Origin of the sequence: Flavobacterium sp. Root935, assembly GCF_001429295.1 — a bacterium.
In the GTDB taxonomy this organism is placed as follows: Bacteria; Bacteroidota; Bacteroidia; order Flavobacteriales; family Flavobacteriaceae; genus Flavobacterium.
Genome location: NZ_LMJL01000011.1, coordinates 83,378 through 97,370, shown reverse-complemented (window position 1 = coordinate 97,370; position 13,993 = coordinate 83,378). Strand labels below are relative to the sequence as shown.

Here is a 13,993-nt window from a genome sequence, read left to right as displayed (position 1 = left end):
TTAGTTTATTTCGAAAAGCTTTTTTTATCTCCGATTATAGTGGGAATTACTATATTTGTGGATTAATTTTAAAACATATAGAAATATGATTAATGAAGTTATAAAAAAGAACGGTATTACTTATGGTGTAATGATTGGTATTGCATCTGCTTTGGTTACTGCAACGATATATGCTATTGATTTAAACCTCTTTACAGCTTGGTGGATGGGTATAATTGGAATAGCAATAAGTCTTACAATAAGTATTATTTTGCTTTCTAAAACAAAGAAGGAATTAAATGGCGTTTTTACTTTCAAAGATGCTTTTACCACTTATTTTATAGCTGCAGTAATCGGTATTTTGATTTCTACAACTTTTAATATTATTCTATTTAACGTAATTGATCCAGGAGCTAAAGACACTTTAAGCGAAATTATGATCAAATACACTGTAAATATGATGCAGAAATTTGGTGCTCCAGCTTCAGGTATTAACGAAGCAGTTGCTAAAATGAAAGAAAGTAGTCCGTACTCTACTATAGAACTAGCAAAAGGATCTGTTTTTGCAATTGTTATCAGTGCCATTTTTGGATTGATTTTCGCTGCATTTTTTAAAAGCAAAACTACACAAGAATAAAAATATAAATGAATTTATCTATACTTATACCGCTTCTAAACGAGGAGGAATCACTTAAAGAACTCTATACTTGGATCATTAAAGTGATGCAATCTAACAATTACTCTTATGAAATCATTTTTGTAGATGATGGTAGTACAGATAATTCTTGGCAGATAATTGAAGGTTTTTCTAATGAAAATCCGAATGTAAAAGGCATTCGTTTCATGAAAAACTTTGGAAAATCACAGGCTTTACATGCTGGTTTTGCTAAAGCAAAAGGCGACGTTATTATTACAATGGATGCCGACCTGCAAGACAGTCCAGATGAAATTCCTGAATTGTACGAAATGATTACAGCTCAGAAATACGATTTGGTTTCAGGCTGGAAAAAGAAACGTTACGATTCTGTTGTAGCAAAAAATCTTCCTTCAAAATTATTTAACTGGGCTGCCAGAAAAACTTCTGGTGTTGAGTTAAACGATTTTAACTGCGGATTAAAAGCATATAAAAATGTTGTTGTCAAAAACATTGAAGTTTCTGGCGAAATGCACCGTTATATTCCTGTATTGGCTAAAAATGCCGGTTTCGGAAAAATTGGCGAAAAAGTGGTAATTCACCAAGCTAGAAAATATGGGGAGACCAAATTTGGAATGGAACGTTTTATTAACGGATTTCTTGATTTGATTACGATTTGGTTTTTATCGCGTTTTGGAAAAAGACCAATGCACTTATTTGGCGCAATGGGATCAATAATGTTTATAATCGGATTTTTGTCTGCTGGATATATAGGCGTTTCAAAACTATACCATATGTATAACGGAATGAAATATACTTTGGTTACAAATAATCCGTGGTTCTATATTGCTTTGACCACAATGATTTTAGGAACTCAGCTTTTCTTAGCTGGATTTTTAGGTGAAATTATTTTAAGAACCAAAAACAATGAAGAAAGATATAAAGTAGCACGTGAAGTAAATTTTTGACACAAATCAGGAAAAAAAAATCTTTTTGAGTCAAATTAATTTTTGAAGAAAAACTACCTTTATTTAAAACATAAAAGAAAATTTACATGAATATAGCACCTAATATTTTAAATGCTGTAAATGAATGGCTGACACCAACATTCGATCAAGAAACACAAGCTGCTGTTAAAGAATTAATGACTACTTCACCAAAAGAACTTGAAGAAAGTTTTTATAAAAACTTAGAATTTGGAACTGGAGGTATGCGTGGCGTTATGGGCGTTGGAAACAACAGAATTAACAAATATACGCTTGGAAAAAATACTCAGGGTTTATCTGATTATTTACACGAAGTTTTTCCAAACGAACCTCTAAAAGTTGTTATTGCTTACGACTGCCGTCATAACAGTAATACTTTGGCAAAAGTGGTTGCAGATGTTTTCTCTGCAAACGGAATTCACGTTTATTTGTTTTCTGACTTAAGACCAACTCCAGAATTATCTTTTGCACTTAAATACCTAGGGTGTCAATGCGGAATCGTTCTTACAGCTTCTCACAATCCGCCAGAATATAACGGATATAAAGTGTATTGGCAGGATGGCGGACAAATTGTACCTCCACAAGATGCAGCAATTATTAATGTAATTGAAAATCTAGATTACGATAAAATTAAATTCAACGCAAACGAAAGCTTGATCGAGTACATTGATACTGATATTGATAAAGCATTTATTAAGTCATCTATCGAAAACGCAAGTTTTAATACTCCTGCAGAAGCTAAGGACAATCTTCATATTGTTTTTACTTCATTGCACGGAACTTCAATAAAATCAATTCCAGATACTTTATCTCAGGCTGGCTACAAAAATGTTCATATTGTACCTGAACAGGCAGTTCCAGACGGAGATTTCCCAACTGTAAAATCACCAAACCCAGAAGAGCCAGAAGCTTTAACAATGGCTTTGGCATTAGCAGATAAAACAAATTCTGATATTGTTGTAGGAACAGATCCTGATTGTGACCGTTTGGGTGTTGCCGTTAGAAATAATGACGGCAAAATGATTTTGCTTAACGGAAATCAAACTATGGTTTTAATGACTTCTTTCCTTTTGAAACAATGGAAAAAAGCAGGTAAAATAAACGGAAAACAATTCGTTGGTTCAACAATCGTTTCCACTCCAATGATTATGGAATTGGCTACAAGTTATGGTGTTGAATGTAAAGTTGGTTTAACAGGATTTAAATGGATCGCAAAAATGATCAAAGATTTTCCTGAACTTGAATTTATCGGTGGTGGTGAAGAAAGTTTCGGATTTATGGTTGGCGATGCTGTTAGAGATAAAGATGCAGTTGCTGCGACGTTATTAATATGCGAAGTTGCTGCACAGGCAAAAGCTGCCGGAAGCTCTGTTTACAAAGAACTTTTACAACTTTATGTTGAAAATGGTTTTTACAAAGAATTTTTAGTTTCATTGACTAAAAAAGGAATGGAAGGTTTACAAGAAATTAATCAGATGATGATTGATTTACGCAAAAATCCTTTGAAAGAAATCAATGGTCAGCGTGTGATTATGGTTGAAGATTATCAATCATCTACTGCATTGAATTTGTTAACCAATGAAGAATCTACGATGGATATGCCGAAATCGAATGTACTAATTTATTATACAGAAGACGGTTCTAAAATTTGCGCAAGACCAAGCGGAACAGAACCAAAAATTAAATTCTACATCAGCGTAAATGCCGAATTAGAATCTGTTCAAGATTTTGATGCTGCCGAAAGTTTCTTAGATCAAAAAATACAGAATATCATTGCAGATATGCAATTGAAATAAATAAATTCTTTTTTTTGAAAATATTGCCATTTGCAAATAGTCTTTAAAAACAAGGAGTCCAATATTTAAAACTCTGATTTGCATCTTTAAGAATGCAAATCAGAGTTTTTTTTTATAAAAAAAACCTAAAAGAAATTGAAAACAATCCAATTGGATTAATTTTGTGCAGTAAAAATTCGTTAACGCGAATTTATTGTAACAAAAAAATATAATGCTAAAACTCAAGCAAGCATAACCAAGCAAAAAAAATAACATCCAAAAATAAATGAGTAATTTTAAAAAAATAGTTCCTTTTATATACCCATATAAAAAATACGCTTTCTTAAATATTTTCTTTAATATACTGTATGCGCTTTTCAGCACACTTACTTTTATGTCATTGATTCCAATGTTACAGGTTTTATTTGGCAAAGGCGAGAAGATTACCAAAATGCCATCTTTTGAAGGAATTACGCATATAAAAGAGTACGGAGAAAATTATGTCAACTATTATATCACAACACATAATGACCCAAACAATCCTGGCTTTATACTTTCAATAATGGTAGGTGTAATTATTTCGATTTTTTTATTAAAAAATTTGGCTGATTACCTGGCAATGTTTTTCATTAACTTCTTAAGAAATGGTGTTTTGAGAGACATGCGAAATGCACTTTACAAAAAAACACTGGAACTGCCTCTATCTTTTTATTCTGAAAAAAGAAAAGGAGATGTAATTTCAAGAATATCCGGTGATGTAAATGAGGTACAAACTTCTTTTTTAGCAATTCTGGAGCTTATCGTAAAAGAACCTTTGACAATTCTATTTACAATAATCGCAATGTTGATCATTAGTTCGAAGCTAACATTATTCGTTTTTATCTTTATTCCGGTTTCTGGATACATTATTTCTCTAATCGGAAAACAGCTTAAAAAACAATCTACAAAAGCACAGGAAGAACAAGGCGCTTTCTTGTCTACAATTGAAGAAACTATTGGCGGTCTAAAAGTAGTAAAGGGATATAATGCCGAAAATTATTTTAATAAAATCTTCACAGGCTCTACTGAACGCTTTTTCTCTTTATCAAACAGCATTGGCAATCGTCAGAATCTTGCATCTCCTGCTAGTGAGTTTATGGGAATTACCGTTATTGCCATATTACTTTGGTACGGAGGTCAAATGGTTTTAATTGACAAAACTCTAGAAGGCGCTTCGTTTATTGCCTATATGGGATTGGCTTATAATATTTTAACCCCTGCAAAAGCAATTTCTAAAGCTTCATACGGAGTAAAAAAAGGAAACGCCGCAGCAGAACGTGTTTTAGAGATTTTAGATCAGGAAAATCCTATTACAAGTAAAACGGACGCAATTGAAAAAACAACTTTTGACGATACTATATCTGTTCAAAATATCAACTTTAAATATGAAGAGGAAACCGTTTTAAAAGACTTTTCTCTTCAAATTAAAAAAGGACAAACTGTTGCTCTTGTTGGACAATCTGGAAGCGGAAAAAGTACCATCGCCAATTTGTTAACTCGTTTTTACGATGTTAATGACGGATCAATTTCTATTGACGGAATTAATATTAAAGACATGAACCTGAAGTCTCTTCGAGGTCTAATGGGCTTGGTAACTCAAGACAGCATTTTATTTAATGACACGATAAAAGCCAACATTGCATTAGGAAAACTAGATGCTACAGACGACGAAATCATTGAAGCTTTGAAAATCGCAAACGCATACGAATTTGTAAAAGATCTGCCAGCTGGTATTTACACCAATATTGGCGACAGCGGAAACAAGCTTTCTGGCGGCCAAAAACAGCGTTTATCTATTGCGAGAGCAGTATTGAAAAATCCACCAATTATGATTCTGGATGAAGCAACATCTGCATTGGACACAGAAAGCGAAAAATTTGTTCAAGTTGCACTAGAAAACATGATGCAGAATAGAACTTCTATTGTAATTGCCCACAGACTTTCGACAATTCAAAAAGCAGATATAATTGTGGTGATGCAAAAAGGAAAAATTGTAGAACAAGGAACTCACGAAGAACTAATTGCAAAAAATGGAACTTACAACAAATTGGTAACCATGCAGTCTTTCGAATCTTAAGACACACATACAATTAAATAATCTACACAGATTAAGGAAATATTAAAACTCAGTTTAATTTCTTTAATCTGTGTTTATTTTTATAACTTTAGGTGAGTTAAAGAATAAATTTTAATCTCCATAAAATGTATCTTAACCATCCGAACATTACACTTCCTCAAGATCCTGACACTATAGTTTGGAAATATCTTGACTTATCTAAGTTCTTAGACTTATTACTTTCTAAGAAATTATTTATGTCTCGTTCAGACAAATTTGAAGATCAATACGAAGGCACTTTCAGCGAACCTACTTACGAAGAGATTAAAAAGCTTGCAATAAACAATCCTGACTTTTTAAAATACTACAAAACTCAACGAGAACAAGTTGCTATAAGCAGCTGGCATATTAATGAATATGAATCGTTTGCCATGTGGCAGATTTTTACACAAAACAGCGAAGGTTTAGCGATTCAGTCTACTATTGGAAGATTACAAAAAGCTTTAAAACCAGAGAATAATTTTGACCAATATATTGGCGAGGTAAATTATATCGATTACAAAAAAGAATATATTCCGTTTGATGATTTATTTTTTCCCTTTTTATTCAAAAGAAAAAGTTTTCAATACGAACGCGAAGTCCGAATTATTACTGATACTTCAAAAAGCGACATAAAACTAAACGACGGATTAAAAATCAATGTTGACATCAATCAATTAATTGAGAAAATATACATTCATCCAAAATCTGAAAACTGGTATAAAAAACTAGTTATCGAATTGGTCGAACGTCTAGATTTTGGTTTTGAAATTGAAAAATCTGATTTGGAAAGTGATATATTGATATGAAGGTGCTAAGATTCTGAGGCGCTAAGATTCTAAGTTTTTTTTCTTACTGAACAAAAAAGCCGTTTAAAAATTATTTCAATAATTTTTAAACGGCTTTTTATAAAACCTTAGAATCTTAGCACCTCAGAACCTTAGCAACTTAGATCGGTTTATAACTTTTAACTTCCCATTTTTTAGAAGTCAAATCTATATAATTATAATGTAGTACATCATTTTTATCGAATTGTCCGTTTTGGTTGGTATCTTCAATAGTTCTAAAATACAAACGGTTTTTCGATTCAATTAAATTCCAATCTACCAACTCTTGAAGATCAGCAGAAACTTTTGTAAAGTTTTCTCCGCTGATATCGCTTAAATATAAAGTTTTAATATCGCTGGTATCTATTTTTCCATCTTTGTTTGTATCTGAATCTGTCAGCGTGTAAACCATAACATTATTATGGGTTTTATCTGCAACAGTTTTTAAATAAGTGGCAGTTAAAATCAAAATTGGTTTATCTGATAAAGGACGAATAGAATCTGAATCTACTTTTTGAAATTTCAAATTTTGCAAATAACCCGTGATTTCATATTCACCTAAGTTCGAAATAGTAAAACTAACGTCGTTTACAGTTGAGGAACCAAATCTTGCTTTAGAACCTTTTTCATACACTCTTAAATCTCCAACTGGGTGAATTAAATAATCCGTCCCCTGCATTTGAATAGGCAGATCTGCAACTTCTACCTGCGTAGAATCGGCTTTCGTGACACTTACCTTATTTGATACGTCGTAACTTACTTTTGGTTTTTTAACTTCTTCGCGGCAGCTTATAACTGTTCCAACGATTACCAAGGCTATATATTTAAAATACTTTTTCATCTAGGCGGATTATATTCGATTATCAAATATACTATTTTTGATTGTAATTTTGGTTTTTATTGAATTTTACTAAAAAATTAGAAAAGACTTTACAGTCTCGCATTAATCTTAACGTTAAAAACCCTAGAAGTCATATAATTTGGAATCGCATATTGATTTTTAGAATACACATCACGAACCCAAGTATTTGTAATTGCATTTTGATTATTAAAGAGATTGAAAATTTCTAATCCTACTGCTAATTCTTTGAAGTTTTTCAGCCAGCTTGTTTTAGTATTCTGCGTACTGCTGTCTACGAAAACTTTTGCAAAACCAATATCCGCTCTTCTATAATCGTTTAATCGGTTTTGGTACAAATAAGGATCCGTGTATGACGGCGCGCCGCCTGGCAGACCCGTATTGTAAACCAAATTCAGATATACTTTTACACTTGGAATATTCGGCATATAATCCTGAAACAACATTGCAAACTTTAAACGCTGGTCTGTCGGGCGGGCGATATAACCTTTGTTTTCGTAGTTTTCTTCAGTTTTCATGTATCCGAAACTTACCCAAGATTCTGTTCCCGGCACGAATTCTCCATTCAACCTAAAATCAAGACCTTGCGCGTATGCTTTCGCATTATTATTGGCAACATATCGAATTCTAACATTGTCAATCGAATACACATTGACATCAGAAAGCGATTTATAATAAACTTCTGTAACCCATTTAAAAGGTCGATTCCACATCTTAAAATTATAATCATTCCCCAAAACCACATGAACAGCTTCTTGAGCTTTCACATTGGGATTCACAACGCCATCCAAATCGCGAAGTTCTCTATAAAATGGCGGCTGATGATACAATCCACCCGAAATTCTAAAAACCATATCTCGATCCCAATCTGGTTTTATGGCAAATTGCGCACGCGGACTAACAACAACCTGATTTTTCCCTTCTTCTACAGCTCCTGAAACATTCCAGCTTTGAAAACGCGCTCCTAAATGATACCAAATTCTACTGGAACCAATTTCAGATTGTTTATTCCATTGCGCATATCCAGAAAAGCGATTGATAGTATTAAAATTTGTCGCACGAATATCCTGATACGGCAAAAGAGGACCAGTATAAGGAGTGTATGGCTGATTGTTTTCTGGCAGAATAACCAACGGCGGGTTTATAGAAAACCCTGCTGAGTCAATTATCTCCCACTCTACTACTCTATCTCGTATAGATTCTCTAGTATATTTCAAACCAAATTCTAATTGACTATCTCTCCAGTCTTTTGAACCTTTCAACTCGATATTTGCAATTAACGCATCCAGATCGTTACGGGCATGATTTAACTGCGAACCAATTCCGCGTGTAAAATCAATAGTCGATGGATTTGCAGGATCTTCAGCATCAACATTTCCTAAACGGTATTGTGCTAGAATATCAAAATGCTCTTTTTCTGTTGTATGAAATAAAGATCCAATTAATTTTAAAGTCAGCGACGGAGAAACTTTATAAGTTGTTTTTAAAGCACCGAAATAAGTATCATATTGGTCTTTTTCCTGACCTTGATAATAAACAGCAAGCGCCATTGGCTGATCGACGGTACCAAATTTTGTTTCACGGGTTAATGGCTGATATAAATATTTATTCTGCGAAATATTCCCTAAAAAACTCATCTGCCATTTTTCAGAAATATCATAATTAATATTCGTCTGAACATCTGCAAAAGTTGGCGTATAATTCGTTTGTGTATCTTGACTATTGACGAGCAGACTATTGTTTCGGTAACGAACTCCAGTAACTGCAGACCATTTTTTGTTTTTAGACACCAAATCTACAGAAGCGCTTCCGCCAAGAAAACTCGCTTCAAAAGAAGCGCCAAACTGTGTTGGCTTTCTATAAGTAATATCTAAAACGGACGATAATTTATCTCCAAATTTGGCCTGAAATCCGCCTGCAGAAAAATCAACATTTTGAACCAGATCTGTATTTGTAAAACTTAATCCTTCCTGCTGACCCGAACGAATTAAAAACGGACGATAGACTTCGACCTCGTTTACATAAACCAGATTTTCATCATAATTCCCGCCTCGAACCATGTACTGCGTGCTTAATTCGTTATTCGAATTGACACCTGGAAGCGTTTTTAAAATATTTTCAATTCCTGCATTTGCACCAGGAATTTTTTTTATGGTTTCGGTATCAATCGTTGCAATTCCCTGAACACGTTTTCTATTTCCCGAAGAAACAAAAACCTCTCCCATTTGTTCCTGCGAATTATTCATTATCGGATTAAAAATAAAAACTTCATTGGTTTTTAAACTAACCGTTAAACTCATCGTCTTTAAAGAAACGTGGGTAAATATCAACGAAACTTTTTTGTTTGAAGGAATTTCGATTTCAAAAAAACCACTTGAATCTGATTGCACTGAATTTCCCTGCCAAGAAATATTTACGCTTGGAACAGGATGTTTTTCTGTATCTAAAATTACACCTTTAACAAAAGCATTTTGAGCTAATGAAATACAGCTGAAGAATAAAAAAAGAAAAGCGAATATAAACCTATAGTTATTCAAAGATTACGGTTTTATTTTTGACTTCTAAAAAAATGAGTTTCAAAGATAGTAGTATTTCCTACATTATCAACAACTTCTATTTTTAAAAAGTTCTCGCCTTCTGTCAAATATTGATCATCAAAAGTGTGTGTAATTTTTCTGTTTTTATTTTCATATTCAAACAAAACCCAGCTTCCGTTTAAATAGCCATTATAGGACTTAATTCCAGATAAAGAATCACCAATTACAAATTCAATTTTTTTCTGGTCACTAATCCATTTTCCTTCAACTGGTTTTGTGATTTTTACAACTGGAGCAATTGTGTCCAGAACCAAGCCATATTGTCCCAATATTTTTGCTTTTGCTGTAAAAACATCTCCTTTTCTAATAGTTCCATTATAACTATTTCCTTTTCCTATGTAAAGTTTATCACGTAAATTTTCAGGATAAGAATCGTCTTTTATCGTAATCGTAAAGTTTGAATGAACTGGAACCGTATCGTCGTGAATATAAATCTTATTATTTCTAACATCGAAATTCATATTAAAATCTTCATAGAAAGTTCCCGCAGGAAAAAACACAGACATATTATCTTTTTCGAAATTAGAATCTTTATTATATCGCAAAAAATAAGGTCCTGCAACAGGTTCTGCCTGCACGAGCGGTGTAGCCGTGTCGTATTCAATTGGCACTGTTATCGAATTTAAATTTCCAAAATAATCCGAAACTTCAATTCTGTAATTCGAAGCCAAGTTTGGTTCTGGCGTGATAACTCCGTACTGCGAATCTGTTTTAATTATACTTAAAGCGAAAGGCGTTTTCATAAAGAGCTTCTGAACTCTCTGACTTGTTTTTTTATACCTCGCATAATCGATAAAAGCATTGATATAACGCATTTCATCAAACGAATACGTATTAAACTGATAATTGTAATTCGGATTTCCGTTTAAAAAAGTTGAAACATTAAAAACTCCATTTTTATTAAATGAAACATCATCAGTATCTGTTGCATTGATTCCGAAACCAATTTTTCCGTTTGCTTTTACTTTTGAAGCCAGATAAGTTCCATCTTTTTGCAGCGCCATGCTAAGCAACAAAGGCTGTTTGGACTGATTAACAGTTGCATTATCCAGCGGATAAACATACAAACTTGACAAAGTAGGTTTTTTAGAATCTTTTATATTTTGGTCAAAGCCAAAGAAAATCGGATTGATTACGAATTCCGTTTTAGTATCGCGAATTTCAAAATGAAGATGTGGTCCTTCTGAAGAGCCAGTATTACCAGAAAGTCCAATTATTTCTCCTTTTGTAACAGGAAGTTCATCTGGCTTTGGAAACATTTCAATTTCATATGCTTTTTCTTTGTAATGTGTATTTTTTACATAATCCAAAATTGGACCTACAGGAATTTGTAAATGACCATAAACAGAAGTATAACCGTTTGGATGTGTAATGTAAATGCATTTTCCGTTTCCAAAAGTCGAAATTTTAATTCTCGATACATAACCATCTGCAATTGCATGAACACTCAATCCTTCTCTTTGATTTGTTTTTAAATCAAAACCCGCATGAAAATGATTGGGTCTTAACTCCCCAAAATTCCCAGAAAGCTGCATTGGAATATCGAGCGGGGCACGAAAATAATCTTTAGGATATTGTGTTTGGGCAAATAGAAAATGACAGGATAAAAGGGCAAGTATAGATAATTTCATATAAAAATATTTTTGCTAAAATAAAAAATTAACAGGTAAAAACCTAAAAAACAAACATTATAACACAATATACTGAATTTCATTTATTTGTCTCTTTTTAATGTAAAAAATTCGATAAAAAATTGCATTAATAAAAAGGAATACTAACTTTGTAGGATTAAGTAATGAATAGGATGTATAATGAGTGTAATTGCAGAAATAATTGATACTCTTGAATATAAAGTCGAAAAGCTTTTTGAAAAATCAAAAGGTTTGGAGAAAAATAATCAAGCACTACGATTAGAACTAGCCAAAGCTGCGCGAATTATCCAGAAACAATCTGAAGAAATTGAAGCTTTGAAGAAGCAAAATGAAACACTTAAGATAGCCAATTCGTTGCTTGGCAGCGACAATAACAAGAGAGAGACAAAGCTTAAAATAAATTCATTAATTCGCGAAATCGATTACTGTATAGCGCAATTATCAGATTAGTAAATATGGACGGAAAGCTTAAAATAAAAATATCAATTGCCGACCGCGTTTACCCGTTAACGGTTGAACCAGCTCAGGAAGAAGGCCTTAGAAGCGCTTCTAAAAAAATTGATGCTATGATTAAGCAGTTCGAAGAAAATTACGCAGTTCGTGACAAACAAGATGTTCTAGCTATGTGCGCATTGCAATTTGCATCGCAAGTAGAACAAAAACAAATTGATAACGCAATCGATGGAGAAGAAACCATTGAGCGAATTAAAAAATTAAATCTGCTTTTAGATCAATATCTCGAAAATTAAACGTTCTTTACAAGAAACTAAGATACTGCCTACATTAGTTCACAATTGGTAAACTCAACACTAACAATTTAGAATGAGCAAATCGTCGCTACTATAGTATGCCCAGCTTTGACCGGGAAACTTGAACAGTGAGTTAGCTCAAAACTTGTCTTTACGAGTTTATTCAAGCAATTAATGTAGGCTTTTTTTATATATAAACCCTAAAAACATGGACATCATAACGATCATCATTGGTATTGTAGGTATTGCAGCAGGATTCGCAATAGCTAAAATTATCGAGAAAAGTAATATTTCAAACCTAATTAAAAACGCTAAAAAAGAAGCAGCTTCAATTTTAAAAGACGCTAATTTAGAAGCTGAAAATATTAAAAAAGATAAAATTCTTCAGGCAAAAGAACGCTTTATCGAATTAAAATCAGAACACGAACAAGTTATTTTAGCAAGAGATAAAAAAGTTGCTGAAGTAGAAAAACGCGTACGTGATAAAGAATCTCAAGTTTCAAATGAACTTTCTAAAGCTAAAAAAGTAAACGATGACTTTGAAGCTAAAACTGCTGAGTACAATAATAAAATTGAAATTTTAGACAAAAAACAAGCTGAAGTAGATAAACTTCACAAAAGCCAATTACAGCAGCTTGAAGTAATTTCTGGTCTTTCTGCTGAAGAAGCAAAAGAACAATTAGTTGAAGGTTTAAAAGCTGAAGCTAAAACTAAAGCAATGTCTCATATTCAAGAAACAATTGAAGAGGCTAAACTTACTGCACAACAAGAAGCTAAGAAAATTATCATCAACACTATCCAAAGAGTTGGAACTGAAGAAGCAGTTGAAAATTGCGTTTCTGTTTTCAATATCGAATCTGATGATGTAAAAGGTAGAATTATTGGTCGTGAAGGACGTAATATTAGAGCTCTTGAAGCTGCAACTGGAGTTGAAATCATTGTTGACGATACACCAGAAGCTATTATCCTTTCTTGTTTTGATCCTGTGCGTAGAGAAATTGCTCGTTTGTCATTGCACAAATTAGTAACTGACGGACGTATTCACCCAGCGAGAATCGAAGAAGTTGTTGCTAAAACAGCAAAACAAATCGACGACGAAATTATTGAAGTTGGAAAACGTACAGTAATCGACTTAGGGATTCACGGTTTACACCCAGAATTAATCAAAGTTGTGGGTAGAATGAAATACCGTTCTTCTTACGGACAAAACTTACTACAACACTCGAGAGAGGTTTCTAAACTTTGCGGTATAATGGCTGCAGAATTAGGATTGAATGTAAAACTAGCTAAAAGAGCAGGTTTACTACACGATATTGGAAAAGTGCCAGATACAGAAAGCGATTTACCACACGCACTTTTAGGTATGCAGTGGGCTGAAAAATATGGTGAAAAAGAAGAAGTATGTAATGCGATTGGAGCTCACCACGACGAGATCGAAATGAAATCTTTATTATCGCCGATTATCCAAGTTTGTGATGCTATTTCTGGAGCAAGACCAGGTGCAAGACGTCAGGTATTAGATTCTTACATCCAACGTTTGAAAGATCTTGAAGATGTAGCTTACGGATTCAGCGGTGTTAAAAACGCTTATGCAATTCAAGCAGGTAGAGAGCTTCGTGTAATTGTAGAAAGTGAAAAAGTTTCAGACGATAATGCGGCAAACTTATCTTTCGAGATTTCACAAAAAATCCAAACAGAAATGACTTATCCTGGCCAAGTAAAAGTTACAGTTATTAGAGAAACTAGGGCTGTAAATATTGCGAAATAATAGAAAAGAAAGATTATATAAAAAAGAAAGGCT

At 33.2% G+C, this 13,993-nt stretch carries 11 protein-coding genes; 8 read left to right on the top strand and 3 right to left on the bottom strand.

Translation table 11 applies throughout. From position 1 onward, the window contains the following. The first annotated feature begins 85 nt into the window (after positions 1-85). The 5 genes from ASE40_RS14255 to ASE40_RS14235 all read left to right on the top strand — a co-directional run bounded on the left by ASE40_RS14255 (position 86) and on the right by ASE40_RS14235 (position 6,317). Positions 86-616: a DUF4199 domain-containing protein gene (locus ASE40_RS14255; protein ID WP_057117760.1), complete on the top strand. Its 531-nt coding sequence runs from the start codon at positions 86-88 to the stop codon at positions 614-616. An 8-nt stretch (positions 617-624) separates the two neighbouring features. Beyond that, positions 625-1,581: a glycosyltransferase family 2 protein gene (locus tag ASE40_RS14250; RefSeq protein ID WP_057117759.1), complete on the top strand. Its 957-nt coding sequence runs from the start codon at positions 625-627 to the stop codon at positions 1,579-1,581. Positions 1,582-1,667: 86 nt separating this feature from the next. Continuing rightward, complete coding sequence (locus ASE40_RS14245) at positions 1,668-3,395, top strand: phospho-sugar mutase (protein WP_057117758.1); 1,728 nt, start codon at positions 1,668-1,670, stop codon at positions 3,393-3,395. A gap of 265 nt (positions 3,396-3,660) precedes the next feature. Beyond that, a complete protein-coding gene (locus ASE40_RS14240) occupies positions 3,661-5,490 on the top strand; it encodes an ABC transporter ATP-binding protein (protein ID WP_057117757.1) in 1,830 nt (609 codons plus the stop codon). A 125-nt stretch (positions 5,491-5,615) separates the two neighbouring features. Further along, positions 5,616-6,317: a DUF2971 domain-containing protein gene (locus ASE40_RS14235; RefSeq protein WP_057117756.1), complete on the top strand. Its 702-nt coding sequence runs from the start codon at positions 5,616-5,618 to the stop codon at positions 6,315-6,317. A gap of 139 nt (positions 6,318-6,456) precedes the next feature. On the opposite strand, the gene ASE40_RS14230 is transcribed toward ASE40_RS14235, so the two are convergent. From ASE40_RS14230 to ASE40_RS14220, 3 genes are all read right to left on the bottom strand, one after another. Further along, positions 6,457-7,176 carry a hypothetical protein gene (locus ASE40_RS14230; RefSeq protein ID WP_057117755.1) on the bottom strand — a complete coding sequence of 240 codons (720 nt, stop codon included), beginning with the start codon at positions 7,174-7,176 and terminating at the stop codon, positions 6,457-6,459. A gap of 89 nt (positions 7,177-7,265) precedes the next feature. Then, on the bottom strand, positions 7,266-9,731 hold the full coding sequence (locus ASE40_RS14225; RefSeq protein WP_057117754.1) for a carboxypeptidase-like regulatory domain-containing protein: 2,466 nt from the start codon (positions 9,729-9,731) through the stop codon (positions 7,266-7,268). Positions 9,732-9,742: 11 nt separating this feature from the next. Then, positions 9,743-11,422 carry a M23 family metallopeptidase gene (locus ASE40_RS14220; RefSeq protein WP_057117753.1) on the bottom strand — a complete coding sequence of 560 codons (1,680 nt, stop codon included), beginning with the start codon at positions 11,420-11,422 and terminating at the stop codon, positions 9,743-9,745. Between the two features lie 180 nt (positions 11,423-11,602). Here ASE40_RS14220 and ASE40_RS14215 point away from each other — a divergent pair, with 180 nt between their 5' ends. From ASE40_RS14215 to rny, 3 genes are all read left to right on the top strand, one after another. After that, positions 11,603-11,893 carry a hypothetical protein gene (locus ASE40_RS14215; RefSeq protein WP_057117752.1) on the top strand — a complete coding sequence of 97 codons (291 nt, stop codon included), beginning with the start codon at positions 11,603-11,605 and terminating at the stop codon, positions 11,891-11,893. Positions 11,894-11,898: 5 nt separating this feature from the next. Further along, the gene (locus ASE40_RS14210; RefSeq protein ID WP_057117751.1) at positions 11,899-12,192 is read left to right on the top strand and encodes a cell division protein ZapA; all 294 of its coding nucleotides are present in this window, start codon (positions 11,899-11,901) and stop codon (positions 12,190-12,192) included. Between the two features lie 208 nt (positions 12,193-12,400). Next, positions 12,401-13,960, top strand: a complete 1,560-nt coding sequence (rny, locus tag ASE40_RS14205; RefSeq protein ID WP_057117750.1) for a ribonuclease Y — start codon at positions 12,401-12,403, stop codon at positions 13,958-13,960. The last annotated feature ends 33 nt before the right edge of the window (positions 13,961-13,993 follow it).

Excerpts from the sequence above, each read along its gene's own strand:
- ASE40_RS14235 (WP_057117756.1), top strand. The coding sequence starts at position 5,616 with ATGTATCTTAACCATCCGAACATTACACTTCCTCAAGATCCTGACACT.
- ASE40_RS14210 (WP_057117751.1), top strand. The coding sequence starts at position 11,899 with ATGGACGGAAAGCTTAAAATAAAAATATCAATTGCCGACCGCGTTTAC.
- ASE40_RS14220 (WP_057117753.1), bottom strand. The coding sequence starts at position 11,422 with ATGAAATTATCTATACTTGCCCTTTTATCCTGTCATTTTCTATTTGCC.
- ASE40_RS14215 (WP_057117752.1), top strand. The coding sequence starts at position 11,603 with ATGAGTGTAATTGCAGAAATAATTGATACTCTTGAATATAAAGTCGAA.
- rny (WP_057117750.1), top strand. The coding sequence starts at position 12,401 with ATGGACATCATAACGATCATCATTGGTATTGTAGGTATTGCAGCAGGA.
- ASE40_RS14255 (WP_057117760.1), top strand. The coding sequence starts at position 86 with ATGATTAATGAAGTTATAAAAAAGAACGGTATTACTTATGGTGTAATG.
- ASE40_RS14230 (WP_057117755.1), bottom strand. The coding sequence starts at position 7,176 with ATGAAAAAGTATTTTAAATATATAGCCTTGGTAATCGTTGGAACAGTT.
- ASE40_RS14240 (WP_057117757.1), top strand. The coding sequence starts at position 3,661 with ATGAGTAATTTTAAAAAAATAGTTCCTTTTATATACCCATATAAAAAA.
- ASE40_RS14245 (WP_057117758.1), top strand. The coding sequence starts at position 1,668 with ATGAATATAGCACCTAATATTTTAAATGCTGTAAATGAATGGCTGACA.
- ASE40_RS14250 (WP_057117759.1), top strand. The coding sequence starts at position 625 with ATGAATTTATCTATACTTATACCGCTTCTAAACGAGGAGGAATCACTT.